This window comes from Escherichia sp. TC-EC600-tetX4 (genome assembly GCF_019356055.1).
In the GTDB taxonomy this organism is placed as follows: domain Bacteria; phylum Pseudomonadota; class Gammaproteobacteria; order Enterobacterales; family Enterobacteriaceae.
Genome location: NZ_CP079924.1, coordinates 4,191,148 through 4,211,565 on the forward strand (window position 1 = coordinate 4,191,148; position 20,418 = coordinate 4,211,565).

The 20,418-nt window shown below is 51.6% G+C and carries 16 protein-coding genes; 7 read left to right on the plus strand and 9 right to left on the minus strand.

Features of this window, described 5'->3' with window-relative positions; translation table 11 throughout:
- Positions 1-3: 3 nt before the first annotated feature.
- The 4 genes from nrfD to nrfA are packed head-to-tail and all read right to left on the minus strand — an operon-like array spanning position 4 to position 3,672.
- Positions 4-960: a cytochrome c nitrite reductase subunit NrfD gene (gene nrfD / locus KXD89_RS20395; protein WP_000195171.1), complete on the minus strand. Its 957-nt coding sequence runs from the start codon at positions 958-960 to the stop codon at positions 4-6.
- Positions 957-1,628, minus strand: a complete 672-nt coding sequence (nrfC, locus tag KXD89_RS20400) for a cytochrome c nitrite reductase Fe-S protein (protein WP_000220281.1) — start codon at positions 1,626-1,628, stop codon at positions 957-959. The genes nrfD and nrfC overlap by 4 nt, the downstream gene beginning before the upstream one ends.
- Complete coding sequence (gene nrfB, locus KXD89_RS20405) at positions 1,625-2,191, minus strand: cytochrome c nitrite reductase pentaheme subunit (RefSeq protein WP_001295391.1); 567 nt, start codon at positions 2,189-2,191, stop codon at positions 1,625-1,627. The genes nrfC and nrfB overlap by 4 nt, the downstream gene beginning before the upstream one ends.
- A 44-nt stretch (positions 2,192-2,235) precedes the next feature.
- A complete protein-coding gene (nrfA, locus tag KXD89_RS20410) occupies positions 2,236-3,672 on the minus strand; it encodes an ammonia-forming nitrite reductase cytochrome c552 subunit (protein WP_001776060.1) in 1,437 nt (478 codons plus the stop codon).
- Positions 3,673-4,064: 392 nt separating this feature from the next.
- On the opposite strand from nrfA, the gene acs reads away from it, so the two are divergent.
- The 4 genes from acs to espX5 all read left to right on the plus strand — a co-directional run bounded on the left by acs (position 4,065) and on the right by espX5 (position 9,653).
- Positions 4,065-6,023, plus strand: a complete 1,959-nt coding sequence (gene acs / locus KXD89_RS20415) for an acetate--CoA ligase (RefSeq protein WP_000078239.1) — start codon at positions 4,065-4,067, stop codon at positions 6,021-6,023.
- Between the two features lie 199 nt (positions 6,024-6,222).
- Positions 6,223-6,537 carry a DUF485 domain-containing protein gene (locus tag KXD89_RS20420; protein WP_001014565.1) on the plus strand — a complete coding sequence of 105 codons (315 nt, stop codon included), beginning with the start codon at positions 6,223-6,225 and terminating at the stop codon, positions 6,535-6,537.
- On the plus strand, positions 6,534-8,183 hold the full coding sequence (gene actP / locus KXD89_RS20425) for a cation/acetate symporter ActP (protein ID WP_001698765.1): 1,650 nt from the start codon (positions 6,534-6,536) through the stop codon (positions 8,181-8,183). The genes KXD89_RS20420 and actP overlap by 4 nt, the downstream gene beginning before the upstream one ends.
- A gap of 177 nt (positions 8,184-8,360) precedes the next feature.
- Positions 8,361-9,653 (plus strand): T3SS effector pentapeptide repeat protein EspX5, encoded by a 1,293-nt coding sequence (gene espX5 / locus KXD89_RS20430; protein ID WP_001270094.1) that lies wholly within the window; start codon positions 8,361-8,363, stop codon positions 9,651-9,653.
- A 153-nt stretch (positions 9,654-9,806) separates the two neighbouring features.
- Here espX5 and KXD89_RS20435 read toward each other — a convergent pair whose 3' ends face one another.
- The 3 genes from KXD89_RS20435 to soxR form a co-directional block, all read right to left on the minus strand.
- Complete coding sequence (locus tag KXD89_RS20435) at positions 9,807-11,456, minus strand: Na+/H+ antiporter (RefSeq protein ID WP_001698763.1); 1,650 nt, start codon at positions 11,454-11,456, stop codon at positions 9,807-9,809.
- Between the two features lie 151 nt (positions 11,457-11,607).
- Positions 11,608-12,957: a guanine/hypoxanthine transporter GhxP gene (gene ghxP, locus KXD89_RS20440; protein ID WP_000106882.1), complete on the minus strand. Its 1,350-nt coding sequence runs from the start codon at positions 12,955-12,957 to the stop codon at positions 11,608-11,610.
- A gap of 545 nt (positions 12,958-13,502) precedes the next feature.
- Positions 13,503-13,967, minus strand: coding sequence for a redox-sensitive transcriptional activator SoxR (soxR, locus tag KXD89_RS20445; protein ID WP_000412428.1), 465 nt, complete (start codon positions 13,965-13,967; stop codon positions 13,503-13,505).
- 85 nt (positions 13,968-14,052) lie between these two features.
- Between soxR and soxS the strand changes: the two genes are divergently transcribed.
- Entirely contained in the window at positions 14,053-14,376 is a 324-nt protein-coding gene (soxS, locus tag KXD89_RS20450) for a superoxide response transcriptional regulator SoxS (protein WP_000019358.1), read from the plus strand.
- A 2-nt stretch (positions 14,377-14,378) separates the two neighbouring features.
- Here soxS and pdeC read toward each other — a convergent pair whose 3' ends face one another.
- Complete coding sequence (gene pdeC, locus KXD89_RS20455) at positions 14,379-15,965, minus strand: c-di-GMP phosphodiesterase PdeC (RefSeq protein ID WP_001698761.1); 1,587 nt, start codon at positions 15,963-15,965, stop codon at positions 14,379-14,381.
- Positions 15,966-16,394: 429 nt separating this feature from the next.
- Between pdeC and KXD89_RS20460 the strand changes: the two genes are divergently transcribed.
- Entirely contained in the window at positions 16,395-16,676 is a 282-nt protein-coding gene (locus tag KXD89_RS20460) for a YjcB family protein (protein WP_001295689.1), read from the plus strand.
- 98 nt (positions 16,677-16,774) lie between these two features.
- Here the strand turns inward: KXD89_RS20460 and ssb1 are convergent, their stop codons facing one another.
- Positions 16,775-17,311, minus strand: coding sequence for a single-stranded DNA-binding protein SSB1 (gene ssb1 / locus KXD89_RS20465; RefSeq protein WP_000168305.1), 537 nt, complete (start codon positions 17,309-17,311; stop codon positions 16,775-16,777).
- 253 nt (positions 17,312-17,564) lie between these two features.
- Here ssb1 and uvrA point away from each other — a divergent pair, with 253 nt between their 5' ends.
- Positions 17,565-20,387: an excinuclease ABC subunit UvrA gene (gene uvrA, locus KXD89_RS20470; RefSeq protein WP_000357740.1), complete on the plus strand. Its 2,823-nt coding sequence runs from the start codon at positions 17,565-17,567 to the stop codon at positions 20,385-20,387.
- Positions 20,388-20,418 lie beyond the last annotated feature (31 nt).

A 20,418-nucleotide genomic window follows, 5' to 3' on the forward strand; every position in this document is an offset into this window, starting at 1 on the left:
GGCTTACGCCACCGTCAACTGTCCGGCGTAGAGAATGAAAAAGCGCAGCATCAACACGCCGACCAGACTGGCCCCACACGCCGCCAGCACGGCAGGAATGCCGGAACTGCGATTGACCCACGGTTTGAGCAGCATTGGCACAATCAGCCCCAGCCCGGCGACACCAAGCCAGAACCACCACGTCCAGAAACCGCCACCTAATGCCGCCACCAGCGCACGAACTTTACCGTCATCGCCCAGCGCCAGACCGACAAAAAACGCCACCAGCAGGAAGATTTCACCCCATACCACAGGGATTTCCATACGGTGTACAAACTGCGCTTCCGTGGAATGCGGGTTACTGCGTTGGCGTATCGCCATGGCGATCAGCGCCACCGCCGCACCGGACGAGATGCCGGAGAAGAGGAACAGCACCGGCAGGATCGGGTTATTGAGGAACGGATACGATTTCAGCGCCGACAGCAGAAAGCCGGTATAAGCCCCCAACAACACCGCCAGCACCAGCATCAATGTTTCCAGTCCGCGATGAACGGGCGTCAGCAGGCTCAGAACCTTTTGCACGATCCCCAGCTTCGGCAACCAGCGTTGTTGCAGGGCAAGCAAATCATGTTCAAAGATTTTCGCCAGCCACAGCACCAGCACCACCATGTAGAGCTGAAACAGCATCACCCCCATCGACATCACCGAGGTAAAACTGTAGTGGAACATCAGCTTCCAGAAGGTCCACGGTCTTGTCAGGTGGAAGACGAGGATCAACAGACCGAGGATCACCGCGCCCGGCCCGACAATCAGCGTGGTGCGCAGCAACGTACTGTCTGCACCGCCCGCCTGCGGGTAGAAGCGACGTAACAGCACGGCCAGCGTCACCAGACCAGCAGAAATACCAATCAAAAACAGGTAGATGGCAATCGGCCAGTCCCACACCAGCGATTCAAAATGAAATGCGGAAGTCTGCGTCATTGGCTCACCTCCCCGTATTTAAACGGTACGCGGTACAGCTTCGGTTTGGTTCCCAGCGCCAGCTTGTAGCGGTAAGTGGGCTTCTGGCGCAGCAGTTGCGAAATCTCACTGTTGGGATCGTCCAGATTGCCAAACGTCAGCGCCTTGGTCGGGCAAGCTTCAACGCACGCGGGCAACTTACCGGCCTGCAAATTGGTCTTACGGCAGAAATCGCATTTGTCCGCCGTCTTCGTGACCGGATGGATAAAGCGCACGCGGTACGGACAGGCGGCGATGCAGTACTGACAACCGACGCAGAGATCCGGATTAACATCGACAATCCCACTGGCAGCATCGCGAAAAGACGCACCGGTCGGGCAGACGTCAACGCACGGCGCATGATCGCAGTGCTGGCAAGACTTACGGAAGAAGCGATATTTCACATCAGGAAATTCGCCCTGCGGCTCGCTACGAATAATCGTCAGGCGCGAGACGCCTTCCGGCACCTTGTTCACTTCCCGACAAGCATCCATACAGGCGGTACAGCCGATGCATAACGACTCGTCATGCACCATGCCGTAACGCACCCCATTGATATTCAACGTTTTCGCCACCACGCGCCCTGCGGTGCCGCTGACGGCTGCCAGCACGCCGACGCCGGTGAGAAACTGGCGACGAGACCAGGTCATGGCTGCTCCTTAAGCAACGGAACAGACGCCGGGTTAAAGTTCGGATTGGTGCGCTGATCGCTGTGGCAATCGACGCAAATCTTAATCCGTCCTTTGTCACTTAACGTCTGCATCGTATCTTGCTGTGGATGCAGGGAATGGCAGCTGGCGCACGCCACTTTGGTTACGTGGACATCGTGCGGCCAGAACGCTTTTTGCAACTGTTCCGGCAGATGACAGGACATACAGACGCTGTTCTGCTCTCCAACCTTGTACATCGGCTCGTTAAAGCGCATCACATCTTTCACCCCTTCGCGGTGTTGCGGTGATGGCTGGCCGTGACAGTTGGTGCAGGTGACCGGCAGTTTGTTATTCGGGTTGATAACGGAAGCATGTTTTCCATGCATACCTTCGGTATCTGGTTTATGACAGTCCAGACAGGCGGCATCCGGGTTACGCTGCTGGGTAACTTCGTAGCGATCATCAGATGCCTGCGCCGCAGGGGTAGCGGTAATTCCGTTCAGGCTCCACAACAGGCCCGACGCCAGCACCCCGGCAGTTAATAACGAACGTAATACGCTCATATTCACTCCATTGTGTTTTCCGCCCCTTGCGAGGCGGAACGGGGTTATTGGCTTAACAGACCGTTTTTACGTGCCTGTTCTTCCCACTGCGGGATCACCGTTTTGATGAAGTCCTGCTTCTCGGCCTTGATTTGTTCCATGTTCAGGCCAATGGCCTGCTGGGCTTTCTCTTTGGTTGAGATATCCGGGATCTGGATTTCATGGGTGATGCCTTTGGTCGCCAGCAGGCGCGCCAGTTTGGTGCGTGCATCCGCCGCTTTATCCATCGCCGTACCGAGCATCCGTAAACCTTCTTCCGGTGCGTGCATATGAATGCCGTGGGAAGCGATCGCCAGATCCCAGCGCCACTGGGCATGACGGATATCGTCCTGAATTGGCTTCATTTCAGCTTCCGTCGCGCCTGCATCCAGCGCTGCTTTCGCTTCGAAGTGAGCGTGAACCAGTTGATCTTCAACCTTGATTTTCAGGTCGTTAATCGACTGCTTACGTTCCGCGACCACTTTTTGCAAGGCAGCTTTGTCCTGGGTATGGCAGTTCGCACAAGTCTGGGCGAAGTTATCAAACGGATTACCAATTTTATGGTCGGTGTAGAGTTTGCCTTCGGCGTTCTGCACTTTTGGCATATGGCAGTCGATACAGGTCACGTTGTTTTTACCGTGAATGCCCGCTGTCCAGGTTTCATATTCCGGGTGCTGCGCTTTCAGCATTGGCGTTTTCGACAGGGAGTTAGTCCAGTCAGAGAAGGCAATTTTGTCGTAATACTGCTCCATATTTTCGACTTTCATGCCGTCATCCCACGGGAATTTAACCGCTTTGTTTTTGCCGTCGAAGTAATACTCCACATGGCACTGACCGCAAATCATCGATTGCTGGTCGAAACGTCCGGCTTTCTCAAAAGGTTTACCAATGGCTTCCATCGCGCGAGCCGCATACGGACGGGAAAGGGTTAACTCCGGTTTGCCTTTGGCGAACTCTGGAGAGGCGGTGTTATGGCAATCGGCACAACCTAAGTTGTTGACGATTTCCGGACCGCCGCGCGCCCATTTACCGTGGAAGTAGCCATCTTCGCCGTCTTTCTGGATCAGACGCGCCACATCCGGGCTTTTACAACTCCAGCATGCCATCGGTAGCGGACCATCTTCAGCGTTTTTCGGCGCACCGGTACGCAGGGTTTCACGCACATCGGTCACAGCAAAAGCATGTCCACGCGGCTTGTTGTAATCGCGCGAGAAGGGATACCCCGCCCACAGGATCACCAGCCGTGGATCTTCCGCCAGGGCGTCAACACGCTCTGACTGTTCCGAGGTGGCTTTCCAGGAGAGATATTGATCGGGATGCTGCGGGGCAAAGGTTTCATTCTTCGCTTCCACAGTTACAGGTTTTGCGGGAGCAGCCGTTTGTTCAGCGTGAACAGAAGTGAAAAAGAAAAAAGGAATCAATAAGCTGAAGATACGGCGTGCGTTTATTTTTATCCTTGTCATAGGGGCTTCATCCGAATTGCGCCATTGTTGCAATGGCGGTTTTTATTGTTTTTCACGACAGTAACCGCACCTACACTGTCATGACATTGCTCGCCCCTATGTGTAACAAATAACCACACTGTGAATGTTGTCTTTAATCAATTGTAAGTGCATGTAAAATACCACTTTAGAGTTAGTCAGTATCTTCCTCTTTTTCAACAGCATGCATAACTGCATGTTCCTCAAAGAATTAATCAACTTTTGTTGCTGACCTTCAAAAATTACCCTGCCGTTTATTTGCACAATTCTACTTTTGCGTGATCTGTCGCCCAAATACTAAACAAAACTGCCAATACCCCTACATTTAACGCTTATGCCACATATTATTAACATCCTACAAGGAGAACAAAAGCATGAGCCAAATTCACAAACACACCATTCCTGCCAACATCGCAGACCGTTGCCTGATAAACCCTCAGCAGTACGAGGCGATGTATCAACAATCTATTAACGTACCTGATACCTTCTGGGGCGAACAGGGAAAAATTCTTGACTGGATCAAACCTTACCAGAAGGTGAAAAACACCTCCTTTGCCCCCGGTAATGTGTCCATTAAATGGTACGAGGACGGCACGCTGAATCTGGCGGCAAACTGCCTTGACCGCCATCTGCAAGAAAACGGCGATCGTACCGCCATCATCTGGGAAGGCGACGACGCCAGCCAGAGCAAACATATCAGCTATAAAGAGCTGCACCGCGACGTCTGCCGCTTCGCCAATACCCTGCTCGAGCTGGGCATTAAAAAAGGTGATGTGGTGGCGATTTATATGCCGATGGTGCCGGAAGCCGCGGTTGCGATGCTGGCCTGCGCCCGCATTGGCGCGGTGCATTCGGTGATTTTCGGCGGCTTCTCGCCGGAAGCCGTTGCCGGGCGCATTATTGATTCCAACTCACGACTGGTGATCACTTCCGACGAAGGTGTGCGTGCCGGGCGCAGTATTCCGCTGAAGAAAAACGTTGATGACGCGCTGAAAAACCCGAACGTCACCAGCGTAGAGCATGTGGTGGTACTGAAGCGTACTGGCGGGAAAATTGACTGGCAGGAAGGGCGCGACCTGTGGTGGCACGACCTGGTTGAGCAAGCGAGCGATCAGCACCAGGCGGAAGAGATGAACGCCGAAGATCCGCTGTTTATTCTCTACACCTCCGGTTCTACCGGTAAGCCAAAAGGTGTGCTGCATACTACCGGCGGTTATCTGGTGTACGCGGCGCTGACCTTTAAATATGTCTTTGATTATCATCCGGGTGATATCTACTGGTGCACCGCCGATGTGGGCTGGGTGACCGGACACAGTTACTTGCTGTACGGCCCGCTGGCCTGCGGTGCGACCACGCTGATGTTTGAAGGCGTACCCAACTGGCCGACGCCTGCCCGTATGGCGCAGGTGGTGGACAAGCATCAGGTCAATATTCTCTATACCGCACCCACGGCGATCCGCGCGCTGATGGCGGAAGGCGATAAAGCGATCGAAGGCACCGACCGTTCGTCGCTGCGCATTCTCGGTTCCGTGGGCGAGCCAATTAACCCGGAAGCGTGGGAGTGGTACTGGAAAAAAATCGGCAACGAGAAATGTCCGGTGGTCGATACCTGGTGGCAGACCGAAACCGGCGGTTTCATGATCACCCCGCTGCCTGGCGCTACCGAGCTGAAAGCCGGTTCGGCAACACGTCCGTTCTTCGGCGTGCAACCGGCGCTGGTCGATAACGAAGGTAACCCGCTGGAGGGGGCCACCGAAGGTAGCCTGGTAATCACCGACTCCTGGCCGGGTCAGGCGCGTACGCTGTTTGGCGATCACGAACGTTTTGAACAGACCTACTTCTCCACCTTCAAAAATATGTATTTCAGCGGCGACGGCGCGCGTCGCGATGAAGATGGCTATTACTGGATAACCGGGCGTGTGGACGACGTGCTGAACGTCTCCGGTCACCGTCTGGGGACGGCAGAGATTGAGTCGGCGCTGGTGGCGCATCCGAAGATTGCCGAAGCCGCCGTAGTAGGTATTCCGCACAATATTAAAGGTCAGGCGATCTACGCCTACGTCACGCTTAATCACGGGGAGGAACCGTCACCAGAACTGTACGCAGAAGTCCGCAACTGGGTGCGTAAAGAGATTGGCCCGCTGGCGACGCCAGACGTGCTGCACTGGACCGACTCCCTGCCTAAAACCCGCTCCGGCAAAATTATGCGCCGTATTCTGCGCAAAATTGCGGCGGGCGATACCAGCAACCTGGGCGATACCTCGACGCTTGCCGATCCTGGCGTAGTCGAGAAGCTGCTTGAAGAGAAGCAGGCTATCGCGATGCCATCGTAACCCACAATTGCCCGATGCGAGTCGGTAACGGTTTGTAGGCCTGATAAGACGCGACAGCGTCGCATCAGGCATTGATTGCCGGATGCGGCGTAAACGCCTTATCCGGCCTACATTCGGCAAGGGTTACCCGAGCGTTAACCTTCTCCCATAAGGGAGCGGGAATTAAAACAATCCTTACATTACCTCTGGAGAATCTGTGATGAATGGCACTATTTATCAGCGGATAGAAGACAATGCGCATTTCAGGGAGTTAGTCGAAAAACGGCAACGGTTTGCCACCATCCTGTCGATTATTATGCTGGCAGTTTATATCGGCTTTATTTTACTGATCGCCTTCGCGCCCGGCTGGCTGGGCACGCCGCTGAATCCGAACACCAGCGTCACACGCGGTATTCCAATTGGTGTTGGAGTGATTGTGATCTCCTTTGTTCTCACCGGTATCTACATCTGGCGGGCGAACGGCGAATTCGACCGTCTTAATAATGAAGTCCTGCATGAGGTACAAGCATCATGAAAAGAGTTCTGACGGCGCTTGCCGCCACACTCCCTTTCGCAGCTAACGCCGCGGATGCTATTAGCGGGGCCGTAGAGCGCCAGCCAACGAACTGGCAGGCGATTATTATGTTCCTGATTTTCGTCGTGTTTACGCTCGGCATTACCTACTGGGCATCAAAACGCGTACGTTCTCGTAGCGACTACTACACCGCAGGCGGCAATATCACTGGCTTCCAGAACGGGCTGGCGATTGCCGGGGACTATATGTCCGTCGCCTCATTCTTGGGGATCTCCGCGCTGGTGTTTACCTCCGGCTATGACGGCTTAATTTACTCGCTGGGCTTCCTGGTGGGCTGGCCGATCATTTTGTTCCTGATTGCCGAACGTCTGCGTAACCTGGGGCGCTACACCTTTGCCGATGTGGCCTCTTACCGTCTGAAACAAGGGCCGATTCGTATTCTTTCGGCCTGTGGTTCTCTGGTGGTGGTGGCGCTTTACCTTATCGCCCAGATGGTGGGCGCAGGTAAACTGATCGAGCTGCTGTTTGGCCTTAACTATCACATTGCGGTGGTGCTGGTCGGCGTGCTGATGATGATGTACGTCCTGTTCGGCGGCATGCTGGCGACCACCTGGGTGCAAATTATCAAAGCCGTGCTGTTGCTGTTCGGTGCCAGCTTTATGGCCTTTATGGTGATGAAACACGTCGGCTTTAGCTTCAACAATCTGTTCAGTGAAGCGATGGCGGTACACCCGAAAGGTGTCGACATCATGAAGCCGGGCGGGCTGGTGAAAGATCCGATCTCCGCGCTCTCTCTGGGTCTGGGACTGATGTTTGGTACGGCGGGCTTGCCGCACATTCTGATGCGCTTCTTTACAGTCAGCGATGCCCGCGAAGCACGTAAGAGCGTGTTCTACGCCACCGGGTTTATGGGCTACTTCTATATTCTGACCTTTATTATCGGCTTCGGCGCGATCATGCTGGTTGGTGCGAATCCGGAATATAAAGACGCGGCGGGCCATCTGATTGGTGGTAACAACATGGCGGCCGTTCACCTGGCGAATGCAGTGGGCGGCAACCTGTTCCTCGGTTTTATTTCAGCGGTTGCTTTCGCCACTATCCTCGCGGTGGTTGCGGGTCTGACGCTGGCGGGCGCATCCGCGGTTTCGCATGACTTGTACGCTAACGTCTTCAAAAAAGGCGCGACCGAACGTGAAGAGCTGCGGGTATCAAAAATCACCGTACTGATCCTCGGCGTGATTGCGATTATCCTCGGCGTGCTGTTTGAGAATCAGAACATCGCCTTTATGGTGGGGCTGGCGTTTGCCATCGCGGCGAGCTGTAACTTCCCGATCATTCTGCTTTCTATGTACTGGTCGAAACTGACCACGCGTGGCGCGATGATGGGTGGCTGGCTGGGGCTGATTACCGCAGTAGTACTGATGATCCTCGGCTCGACGATTTGGGTACAGATCCTTGGTCACGAAAAAGCCATCTTCCCGTATGAATACCCGGCGCTGTTCTCTATCACCGTGGCATTCCTCGGCATCTGGTTCTTCTCGGCAACCGATAACTCAGCGGAAGGCGCGCGTGAGCGTGAACTGTTCCGCGCGCAGTTTATCCGCTCCCAGACCGGCTTTGGCGTTGAGCAAGGCCGCGCGCATTAATCTCTCCCCTTCCCCGGTCGTCTGACCGGGGAATACTCTTCCTCTCCCAAATGCATCACCTTTTCCCATAATATTAAACAAATAAACTCATTAAAAAATGAGCGATTTTTGACAGTCGTAGAAAATGATAATGCAGAGAATATGCCTTTTCTTTCTTGTTAATTATAAGGATATTTTATGCGCTATAATGGTTTAAATAATATGTTTTTTCCTCTTTGCCTGATTAACGATAACCACTCTGTCACAAGTCCATCACATACAAAGAAAACAAAATCAGATAATTACAGCAAACATCATAAAAACACGTTAATTGACAATAAAGCCCTCTCTCTTTTCAAAATGGATGATCATGAAAAAGTGATAGGCTTGATTCAGAAAATGAAAAGAATTTATGATAGTTTACCATCAGGAAAAATCACGAAAGAAACGGACAGGAAAATACATAAATATTTTATAGATATAGCTTCACATGCAAATAATAAATGTGACGATAGAATTACGAGAAGAGTTTACCTTAATAAAGATAAGGAAGTGTCAATTAAGGTGGTATATTTTATAAATAATGTCACCGTCCATAATAATACTATCGAAATCCCACAGACAGTAAATGGTGGTTACGATTTTTCACACCTTAGCCTGAAAGGTATCGTGATTAAAGATGAAGATTTATCCAATTCGAATTTTGCAGGTTGCAGACTACAAAACGCTATTTTTCAGGACTGTAATATGTATAAAACGAATTTTAATTTCGCCATAATGGAAAAAATACTTTTTGATAATTGTATTCTCGATGACTCAAATTTCGCTCAGATAAAAATGACTGACGGAACTCTAAATTCATGTTCCGCTATGCATGTTCAATTCTACAATGCAACAATGAATAGAGCCAATATTAAAAATACCTTCCTTGATTATTCAAATTTTTATATGGCATACATGGCTGAGGTAAATCTTTATAAAGTAATAGCGCCATATATTAATTTATTTAGAGCCGACCTTAGCTTCTCTAAACTTGATTTAATTAACTTTGAACATGCTGATCTGTCTCGTGTCAACCTGAATAAAGCAACCCTCCAGAATATAAACTTAATTGATAGCAAACTCTTTTTTACGCGGTTAACAAATACGTTCCTCGAAATGGTTATATGTACCGACTCTAATATGGCTAATGTTAATTTTAATAATGCCAATTTAAGCAATTGCCATTTCAACTGTTCTGTTTTAACAAAAGCCTGGATGTTTAATATCCGTCTCTATCGTGTTAATTTCGATGAGGCTAGCGTCCAGGGAATGGGTATTACCATTCTCCGTGGTGAGGAAAATATCTCCATTAATAGTGATATCCTGGTAACACTACAGAAATTCTTTGAAGAAGATTGTGCCACTCATACTGGCATGTCACAAACTGAGGATAATCTTCATGCAGTCGCTATGAAGATTACTGCAGATATTATGCAAGATGCAGATTGAGGTTAAGTCGAAGAACAGCCAATGAATTGACTTTAAAAGAGAGATAATTTATTTGTTTTAGAATCATGAATGTTAGCCCGAGCTAACCTGTTAAAGGTGCAAAAGATTGCACCTTTTTCAGATTACCTCGGGCCTGGTTACGTCGCTTTCGGCTTACTGATTTTCCTCAATTAGCAACGCTTCAAGCAAATCGAGATCGTGCAGTAATTTTTGCAGCGTTTCGTTGCTGATCTCCCGTGTGGCGCGCAGGTGGTAAAGTTCAGCACGTTCAGAACGCAATGCCGCCAGACGGAAGCGACGCTCAAGGTTCTCTTCCTGCACGGAACTTTCAACGTCGTTACGTCCATCGGCGCGACGACGCAGGTTACCAATGACGCGAGAACTGACCTCCGTAAGCAGCTGGTTATCGATATTCTCTTCGGTATCCGCCGCCAGACGCTCCTCCATTTTCTGGATCGCCACAATCGCCACTTCTGCCGTTGCCGCTCGCGCAATACGTTCCTCTTTCAATTGTTGCGAATGATCCGCGACTTCAATGTGTTGTAGCAGAATAGGCAACATCACCACGCCGACAAACAGCGAGAAGAGAATGACGCCAGCCGCCAGGAACACCAGCTCATAGCGCGCCGGGAAGACGTTACCATCCGGCAAGAGCAGCGGGATAGAGAGCACACCGGCCAGAGTGATCGTCCCACGCACCCCGGCGAAAGACGCGATCAGGATTTCTCGTGTGGTCCACGAACCAAACTCCATCGGCTTCTTCTTCAGGAAGCGGTTGCTGAACTTTTTCATCGTCCACAGCCAGCCGAAACGGACCAGCATCAGCGCCGCATATATCAGAATAATATTGGTAAACAGCATCCAGATTTCGACGTTAGGGTCGATTTCTGCTGCCATCAGCGACGTCTCCAGAATACCCGGCAGCTGCAGACCTAACAGCAGGAACACCATGCCGTTAAAGACAAATTCCAGCATCGCCCAGGTGCTGTTTGCACGCAGGCGCATTGCCAGCGGCGCACGGCGCATCACACCGGAGCGGGTGATGGTCATCCCGGCGGCAACCGCAGCGAGGATGCCGGAAACGCCAATATGTTCGGCAATCAGATAAGAAGCGAATGGCAGCAGGAACAGCAGGACGATCTGCGTCGCGGGTTCATCACCGCCCCAGCGGCTGAGGAATCGCAGCGAGCGACCGTACAGCCAGCTCACCACAAAACCGGCGAGAATACCGCCAATGGCTACTTTCATAAATTCGACCGTCGCACCGCCGACGGTGAAGATCATCGTCCCCATCGCCACTGCTACGGCAAACTTCAACGACACCAGACCGGAGGCGTCATTCATCAACGCTTCGCCCTGCAAAATGCCCATGATTTTTTTCGGGATGCGCCCTTCGCCAACAATCCCGGAGAGCGCCACAGCATCGGTCGGAGAAAGCACCGCCGCCAGCGCAAAGGCAGGGATCAGCGGAATGCCCGGCACCACCCAGTAAATAAGGAAGCCAATGCCGACCACGGTGACCACCACCAGCGCCAGCGCGAGGCCGAAAATCTCTCGACCATGTTCGAGAAATTCACGGGTCGGCGTTTTCCAGCCATCAGCGAACAGCAACGGCGGGATAAACAAGACTAAAAAGAGTTCAGGATCAAACTCCACATGCAAACCAAACGTCGGCCACGCCAGTAGCGCACCGATGGCGATTTGCATAAGCGGAAGCGGGATCTGAAAGGGCATGACACGAGTGACCACCCCGGACAGCGAGACCACGAGGGTCATTATCAGTATGGTGAAGAAGATTTCCATGCGTTCCCTGTTTGCGATGTTTTTTATGATCTGAGAAAGACGTTATGCCTGAATTCTCATTTTTTTCAGAATATCGCAAAAGCTCACACAATGTGCGGAGAAAATAAAAACGGGCAGCCATTGCCACCCGTTTTCAGAATCCGATGAAAGATTAGATAGCCCAGCCACCCGCATAGAAGGTCACCAGCGCCACGGCGATAACGACCGTACCGATGTTCAACTTGCGCCATTCGCCGGAAACCAGACGACCAATCACCAGAGTCGCGAAGCCGATCATGATGCCTGTTACGATGTTACAGGTCAGCACGATGAATACAGCCGTAACCAGACCCGCCATCGCATCAACAAAATCAGCAAAGTCGATTTTCGCCACGTTGCTCAGCATCAGCAGGCCAACGTACATCAGCGCCGGAGCCGTTGCATACCCCGGAACGAGGTAAGAGAGCGGAGAGAGGAACAGAATCAGGAGGAACAGCACGCCAACGGTGATAGCCGTCAAACCGGTTTTACCGCCCGCCGCCGTACCCGCCGCAGACTCGATGTATACCGCTGCCGGAGCCGCACCCACCAGGCCAGAGAAAACGCTGCTCATGGAGTCAGTGGTCAGTGCTTTCCCACCGTCGATGATCTGCCCATCTTTATCCAGCAGGTTCGCCTGGCCGGCGACGGCACGGATAGTTCCGGTGGCATCAAATACTGCCGTCATCACCAGCGCCAGAACGCTTGGCAGGACTACAGGATTCAGCGCGCCCATAATGTCCAGGCTGCCAATCAGTGAATTGCCGTTTTCATCGCTCAATGAAGGCATGGCGAAAACGCCGGAGAAATGGACGTTAGGATCGAAGATCAAACCGACAATTGAGATACCGATAATGGTCAGCAGAATGCCACCAGGGACTTTCAGTTTTTCCAGGCCGATGATCACCGCCAGACCTACCAGTGACATAATCACCGGGAAGGTCGCGAAATCACCCAGCGCAACGGGCAGACCATCAAGCGGGTTTTTAATCACCAGACCGACACCGTTAGCGGCAATGAGCAGCAGGAACAGACCGATACCAATCCCCGTGCCGTGCGCCACACCGTGAGGCAAGTTGCGCAAAATCCAGCTACGGATACCCGTGGCAGAAATTACCGTAAACAGCACACCCATCAGGAACACGGCACCCAGCGCGACAGGTACGCTAATATGTTGCCCCAGCACCAGGCTGAATGCGGTAAACGCTGTCAGGGAGATGGCGCAACCAATCGCCAACGGCAGATTAGCCCACAGACCCATCACGATAGAACCGAGTCCGGCAACCAGACAGGTTGCAACGAAAACTGCCGCAGGCGGGAAGCCTGCTTTACCCAACATACCTGGAACGACGATGACCGAGTAGACCATCGCCAGAAACGTTGTTAACCCGGCAACCACTTCCTGACGGACAGTGCTTCCACGTTGTGAAATTTTAAACCAGGCGTCGAGTGAACCGCCGGTACGCGCTGATGGCGTAGACATAAGAAAACATCCCCTGAGAGTTTAATTTTCGTCAAGATGCGTGGCGGACAATCCCCTGCCAGCGAAACGTTATCTTCCTGCTCCAGGTTTGCGACAATTTGCTGCGTCGCAAAAAAGCAAACGTTTAGCTCCGCGCATACAAAACGGGTGGTAAAAAAAGCAAACGATTATCCGGCGATCATAGCGGCTTTTTCAACCGAAGTTTGCTGCTTTTTTCTCTTTTATTGTCTTGACGATGAAAAACCAGGCAATTGATGCGCAAACGTTATCGTCGGTGCGCAAGATTGCAGCGTTATCGAGCCGTATACCGTTCAGGATTGCGATAAAAAATCGTCTGAGATGACAAAAATATTGCGGTTAAAAAGTATACTTTTACACTGGCGAAGAAACGTCGGTGACATACAATTAAAGCATCAACACCAACCGGAACCTCCACCACGTGCTCGAATGAGGTGTGTTGACGTCGGGGGAAACCCTCCTGTGTACCAGCGGGATAGAGAGAAAGACAAAGACCGGAAAACAAACTAAAGCGCCCTTGTGGCGCTTTAGTTTTGTTCATCTTCCAGCAAGCGTGCGCCGGTACCTTCTTCTCCTAAGCGGTCGCCCGGGTTACGCAACGGGCAATCACTGCGCGAAAGGCAGCCACAACCAATACATCCGTCCAGTTCGTCACGCAGCGCCACTAAGGTATGAATGCGCCGATCCAACTCTTCTCGCCATTGGGACGAAAGCTGTTTCCACTCTTTCGCACTTAACGTATGCCCTTCGGGCAACACGCCAAACGCTTCACCAATGGTCGCCAGCGGAATGCCAATACGCTGAGCAATTTTGATAATTGCAACATATCGCAACACATCACGTTTATATCGCCGCTGATTGCCGCTGTTACGGATACTGGTAATCAACCCTTTACTTTCATAGAAATGCAGCGCCGATACCGCCACACCGCTGCGTTTCGCCACTTCGCCGGGGGTTAGCAGCGCTTTAATGCGGGGTAATTTCTTTTCCATAAATCGCTTTACCTCAAGTTAACTTGAGGAATTATACTCCCCAACAGATGAATTAACGAACTGAACACTGAAAAGAGGCAGATTTATGTCCCATCAGAAAATTATTCAGGATCTTATCGCATGGATTGACGAGCATATTGACCAGCCGCTTAACATTGATGTAGTCGCAAAAAAATCAGGCTATTCAAAGTGGTACTTGCAACGAATGTTCCGCACGGTGACGCATCAGACGCTTGGCGATTACATTCGCCAACGCCGCCTGTTACTGGCCGCCGTTGAGTTGCGCACCACCGAGCGTCCGATTTTTGATATCGCAATGGACCTGGGTTATGTCTCGCAGCAGACCTTCTCCCGCGTTTTCCGTCGGCAGTTTGATCGCACTCCCAGCGATTATCGCCACCGCCTGTAATTTTATTGCCCGCGCGTTAACTCCCGCGCGGGTAATTGCTCCATCCATTGCATAAACACCTGCGGCGGCATCGCCTTCGCAAAGAACCATCCCTGGCAATAGCGCACGCCGCGTTTGCGCAGCCAGTTAACCTGCTCCTCAGTTTCGACGCCTTCAGCGATCGTTTTTAACCCCAGGCTGTGCGCCAGCTCGATGATGTGTTCCGCAATCAAATGACTGGTTTTGTGGGTGGTCAGCGTTTCAACAAACGATTTGTCGATTTTCAAAATATCGACATTCAATGATTTAAGGTTATGCAAGTTAGAGTAGCCAATACCAAAATCATCAATTGCCACTTCGTAACCTGCCTGGCGGAAAGCCAGAATAATCGGCGTCATTTTGTCAACATCAAGAAATGCATGCTCAGTCACTTCAAATTTAATTTGCTGCGGACGCACCGCGTATTGCTCTGTTTTCTGATTGATTCGCGCTATCAACCGTGACGTATGAAAATCGGAGGCCGACAGGTTAATAGAAACATAGCGATCTGCATGTGTTGCCAGGTAATCGCCCAGATCGCGGAAGACATTATCAATAACATAATCAGTTATCTGTTCTATCATCCCCTCCTTTTCTGCCAGCGGAATAAACTCTGCCGAATTCATTATTTGCCCCTGCTCACCAGGCCAACGTAACAACGCTTCAGCGCCGATACATTTTTCTGTTTTGATATCGATTATTGGCTGGTAATAAAGACAAAGTTGATGTTTTTCGAGGGCGCGTTGCAATTTACGTTTGGGAGATAAATAGTTTTGTCGAATACGTAGCCAGAGTAATAGCAGAACAAGACTCCCCAAAATACCGGCGGACAACGCAAAAATAAGATGATTATAAAAATGGGTTATAAGACGTTGATATGAAGTCGCAACAATGGCTGCAATTGGGCGTTTTGTCGAATAAACTGTCGCATATAAATAGCCATTTCTTTGTACGGTTAAATCCTTCAAATGAATCAGCGGAGAAAACGTTGCTGCCGAGGCCTCTTTGCTTAACGAGAAAAAGGTTTTCGTCACCGTATCATACACACCCCATTGCAATGTCGGGTCATCAGACATCACTTCACTCCAGAAGAGAGGGTTGATAACCGCCACATAATTTCCCCGCTGCATATAGGTCATTTTATAGCCAGAGAAAAAAGGCGTATCGCGGTAATAATAGATAGAAACGTTAGGTTCACGCTTATAATCGGCCGGTGCAATCGTATAGCCGTTTACAGGCGCTATCAGCGATGAGCATAAAAAATGGTTATCACGGGCATAGATCAATTCATTAATATAAAGATAGCCACGAATAATATTCAACATTCGCTTTTGATGGGCTGGAGTGCAAACTTGCCCCTGATAGCGTTCAGCTGCATCGCTCACTAAATCTGCCTGGCGAATGACCAGCTCGGATTTATCCAGTGCCAGTTGAGCAAAGGTTCGGAGCTGATTATTCACTTCTGATTTTGCCCAAAGGAAGGCAATCCATAGCGAAAGAATGATGGGAAAGAGAACTAAAAAGATAATGCCCGGCAACGCCAGTAATTGGTGTCGTGCACGATGACTCATTGCTATCAATTTCCTGCCTGTTTATACCCGGCCATTGCAAGGTGAAAACCCTGGGTACCGACGTCTTTAGATAAATCTTACGGTATAAATAGCACTTTTGCCTGATTTGAAATTGATACCTTTCTAATCGTCACCTGGATGAAAATAATTCATTGATATTCAAAATTAATTTCCTACAGGAATGCAGAGGCGGCGGGAAGATATGCCCTTAATGCCACTGAAAAACCACATAATCTGTACAGCAATAAAAGTCACGGCCTAATATGACTAACAAACAATCAATTGTGATATAGTTCACAAAATTAATGAAACAAACAGAGTGTTTCATTTTTGTGTTCTGCAAGCCCCGCGATAGCCAGAGTGTACCACGCCTCCCGTGAACAACGCCGCGCTGTCCAGGGCATCGGCTCTTTTCAGAGGAATTGTTTGATGGCTACCCTCACCACTGGCGTGGTTCTTCTTCGCTGGCAACTTCTTAGTGCCGTAATGATGTTTCTGGCCAGCACACTCAACATCCGTTTTCGTCGGTCTGATTATGTCGGGCTTGCGGTGATCAGCAGCGGTCTGGGCGTTGTTTCCGCCTGTTGGTTCGCAATGGGGTTGCTTGGCATCACAATGGCGGACATCACCGCTATCTGGCACAACATCGAGTCGGTGATGATAGAAGAGATGAATCAGACACCGCCACAATGGCCAATGATTTTGACCTGATACGTAGAAGCCTCCATAACGGAGGCTTCTTTTTTATGGCTGGCAGATGCTTTAATCATCCACCTTAAAACAATATAACCTATTGTTTTAATGACAAATCAGAACGGAATGTCATCATCAAAGTCCATCGGCGGCTCGTTAGACGGCGCTGCCGGAGCGGACTGCTGCGGGCGAGACTGCGCGCCGCCGCTGAACTGATTGCCACCCTGCGGCTGCTGAGGCTGACCCCAACCGCCCTGCGGCTGACCACCACCGATATTGCCACCTGCCGGAGCGCCACCACCCTGACGACCACCCAGCATCTGCATGGTGCCGCCAACGTTCACCACGACTTCTGTGGTGTAGCGATCCTGACCGGATTGATCGGTCCATTTACGGGTACGCAGCTGACCTTCGATATAAACCTGAGAACCTTTACGCAGATATTCGCTCGCCACTTCTGCCAGTTTGCCGAACAGCACAACGCGGTGCCATTCAGTCTGTTCTTTCATCTCGCCGGTCGCTTTATCACGCCAGGATTCGGAAGTAGCCAGCGTAATGTTGGCAACTGCGCCACCATTTGGCATGTAGCGTACTTCCGGGTCCTGACCCAGATTACCAACGAGAATAACCTTGTTTACGCCTCTGCTGGCCATGTTCGTGTCTCCTGAAAAAAATCGTTCTGAATAAGTGTAAACGCGCGATTGTACCATTACCAATAGCGCTTTTACTATGTTGTGACCTCGGTTCCGGGAAACAAACCTGGCCAGACATTGTTACACAACACTCCGGGTAATGCATTCCAATACTGTATATTCATTCAGGTCAATTTGTGTCATAATTAACCGTTTGTGATCGCCGGTAGCACCATGCCACCGGGCAAAAAAGCGTTTAATCCGGGAAAGGTGAATGGATAAGATCGAAGTTCGGGGCGCCCGCACCCATAATCTCAAAAACATCAACCTCGTTATCCCCCGCGACAAGCTCATTGTCGTGACCGGGCTTTCGGGTTCTGGCAAATCCTCGCTCGCTTTCGACACCTTATATGCCGAAGGGCAGCGCCGTTACGTTGAATCCCTTTCCGCCTACGCGCGGCAGTTTCTGTCACTGATGGAAAAGCCGGACGTCGATCATATTGAGGGGCTTTCTCCTGCCATCTCAATTGAGCAGAAATCGACGTCTCATAACCCGCGTTCTACGGTGGGGACAATCACCGAAATCCACGACTATTTGCGTTTGTTATTCGCCCGCGTTGGCGAGCCGCGCTGTCCGGACCACGACGTCCCGCTGGCGGCGCAAACCGTCAGCCAGATGGTGGATAACGTGCTGTCGCAGCCGGAAGGCAAGCGTCTGATGCTACTCGCGCCAATCATTAAAGAGCGCAAAGGCGAACACACCAAAACGCTGGAGAACCTGGCAAGCCAGGGCTACATCCGTGCTCGTATTGATGGCGAAGTCTGCGATCTTTCCGATCCGCCAAAACTGGAACTGCAAAAGAAACATACCATTGAAGTGGTGGTTGATCGCTTCAAGGTGCGTGACGATCTTACCCAACGTCTTGCCGAGTCATTTGAAACCGCGCTGGAGCTTTCCGGTGGTACCGCGGTAGTGGCGGATATGGACGACCCGAAAGCGGAAGAGCTGCTGTTCTCCGCCAACTTCGCCTGCCCAATTTGCGGCTACAGTATGCGTGAACTGGAGCCGCGACTGTTTTCGTTTAACAACCCGGCGGGGGCCTGCCCGACCTGCGACGGCCTTGGCGTACAGCAATATTTCGATCCTGATCGAGTGATCCAGAATCCGGAACTGTCGCTGGCTGGTGGTGCGATCCGTGGCTGGGATCGCCGCAACTTCTATTATTTCCAGATGCTGAAATCGCTGGCAGATCACTATAAGTTCGACGTCGAAGCGCCGTGGGGCAGCCTGAGCGCGAACGTGCATAAAGTGGTGTTGTACGGTTCTGGCAAAGAAAACATTGAATTCAAATACATGAACGATCGTGGCGATACCTCCATTCGTCGTCATCCGTTCGAAGGCGTGCTGCATAATATGGAGCGCCGCTATAAAGAAACGGAATCCAGCGCGGTACGCGAAGAATTAGCCAAGTTTATCAGTAATCGTCCGTGCGCCAGCTGCGAAGGGACGCGTCTGCGTCGGGAAGCGCGCCACGTGTATGTCGAGAATACGCCGCTGCCTGCTATCTCCGACATGAGCATTGGTCATGCGATGGAATTCTTCAACAATCTCAAACTCGCAGGTCAGCGGGCGAAGATTGCAGAAAAAATCCTTAAAGAGATCGGCGATCGTCTGAAATTCCTCGTTAACGTCGGCCTGAATTACCTGACGCTTTCCCGCTCGGCAGAAACGCTTTCTGGCGGTGAAGCACAGCGTATCCGTCTGGCGAGCCAGATTGGTGCGGGCCTGGTTGGCGTTATGTACGTGCTGGACGAGCCGTCTATCGGCCTGCACCAGCGTGATAACGAGCGCCTGTTGGGTACGCTTATCCATCTGCGCGATCTCGGTAATACCGTGATTGTGGTGGAGCACGACGAAGACGCAATTCGCGCCGCTGACCATGTGATCGACATTGGCCCGGGCGCAGGTGTTCACGGCGGTGAAGTGGTCGCAGAAGGTCCGCTGGAAGCGATTATGGCGGTGCCGGAGTCGTTGACCGGGCAGTACATGAGCGGCAAACGCAAGATTGAAGTGCCGAAGAAACGCGTTCCGGCGAATCCGGAAAAAGTGCTGAAGCTGACAGGCGCACGCGGCAACAACCTGAAGGACGTGACGCTGACGCTGCCGGTGGGTCTGTTTACCTGCATCACCGGGGTTTCAGGTTCCGGTAAATCGACGCTGATTAACGACACACTGTTCCCGATTGCCCAACGCCAGTTGAATGGGGCGACCATCGCCGAACCAGCACCGTATCGCGATATTCAGGGGCTGGAGCATTTCGATAAAGTGATCGATATCGACCAAAGCCCAATTGGTCGTACTCCACGTTCTAACCCGGCGACCTATACCGGCGTGTTTACGCCTGTGCGCGAACTGTTTGCGGGCGTACCGGAATCCCGTGCGCGCGGCTATACGCCGGGACGTTTCAGCTTTAACGTTCGTGGCGGACGCTGCGAGGCCTGTCAGGGCGATGGCGTGATCAAAGTGGAGATGCACTTCCTGCCGGATATCTACGTGCCGTGCGACCAGTGCAAAGGTAAACGCTATAACCGTGAAACGCTGGAGATTAAGTACAAAGGCAAAACCATCCACGAAGTGCTGGATATGACCATCGAAGAGGCGCGTGAGTTCTTTGATGCCGTACCTGCACTGGCGCGTAAGCTGCAAACGTTGATGGACGTTGGCCTGACGTACATTCGACTGGGGCAGTCCGCAACCACCCTTTCAGGCGGTGAAGCCCAGCGCGTGAAGCTGGCGCGTGAACTGTCAAAACGCGGCACCGGGCAGACGCTGTATATTCTCGACGAGCCGACCACCGGTCTGCACTTCGCCGATATTCAGCAACTGCTCGACGTACTGCATAAACTGCGCGATCAGGGCAACACCATTGTGGTGATTGAGCACAATCTCGACGTGATCAAAACCGCTGACTGGATTGTCGACCTGGGACCAGAAGGCGGCAGTGGTGGCGGCGAGATCCTCGTCTCCGGTACGCCAGAAACCGTCGCGGAGTGCGAAGCATCACACACGGCACGCTTCCTTAAGCCGATGCTGTAATCGTTAAGGCCGCTTTCTGAGCGGCCTTTTC

Coding starts and splice junctions, on each gene's coding strand:
- nrfD (WP_000195171.1), bottom strand. CDS start 960: ATGACGCAGACTTCCGCATTTCATTTTGAATCGCTGGTGTGGGACTGG.
- nrfC (WP_000220281.1), bottom strand. CDS start 1,628: ATGACCTGGTCTCGTCGCCAGTTTCTCACCGGCGTCGGCGTGCTGGCA.
- nrfB (WP_001295391.1), bottom strand. CDS start 2,191: ATGAGCGTATTACGTTCGTTATTAACTGCCGGGGTGCTGGCGTCGGGC.
- nrfA (WP_001776060.1), bottom strand. CDS start 3,672: ATGACAAGGATAAAAATAAACGCACGCCGTATCTTCAGCTTATTGATT.
- acs (WP_000078239.1), top strand. CDS start 4,065: ATGAGCCAAATTCACAAACACACCATTCCTGCCAACATCGCAGACCGT.
- KXD89_RS20420 (WP_001014565.1), top strand. CDS start 6,223: ATGAATGGCACTATTTATCAGCGGATAGAAGACAATGCGCATTTCAGG.
- actP (WP_001698765.1), top strand. CDS start 6,534: ATGAAAAGAGTTCTGACGGCGCTTGCCGCCACACTCCCTTTCGCAGCT.
- espX5 (WP_001270094.1), top strand. CDS start 8,361: ATGCGCTATAATGGTTTAAATAATATGTTTTTTCCTCTTTGCCTGATT.
- KXD89_RS20435 (WP_001698763.1), bottom strand. CDS start 11,456: ATGGAAATCTTCTTCACCATACTGATAATGACCCTCGTGGTCTCGCTG.
- ghxP (WP_000106882.1), bottom strand. CDS start 12,957: ATGTCTACGCCATCAGCGCGTACCGGCGGTTCACTCGACGCCTGGTTT.
- soxR (WP_000412428.1), bottom strand. CDS start 13,967: ATGGAAAAGAAATTACCCCGCATTAAAGCGCTGCTAACCCCCGGCGAA.
- soxS (WP_000019358.1), top strand. CDS start 14,053: ATGTCCCATCAGAAAATTATTCAGGATCTTATCGCATGGATTGACGAG.
- pdeC (WP_001698761.1), bottom strand. CDS start 15,965: ATGAGTCATCGTGCACGACACCAATTACTGGCGTTGCCGGGCATTATC.
- KXD89_RS20460 (WP_001295689.1), top strand. CDS start 16,395: ATGGCTACCCTCACCACTGGCGTGGTTCTTCTTCGCTGGCAACTTCTT.
- ssb1 (WP_000168305.1), bottom strand. CDS start 17,311: ATGGCCAGCAGAGGCGTAAACAAGGTTATTCTCGTTGGTAATCTGGGT.
- uvrA (WP_000357740.1), top strand. CDS start 17,565: ATGGATAAGATCGAAGTTCGGGGCGCCCGCACCCATAATCTCAAAAAC.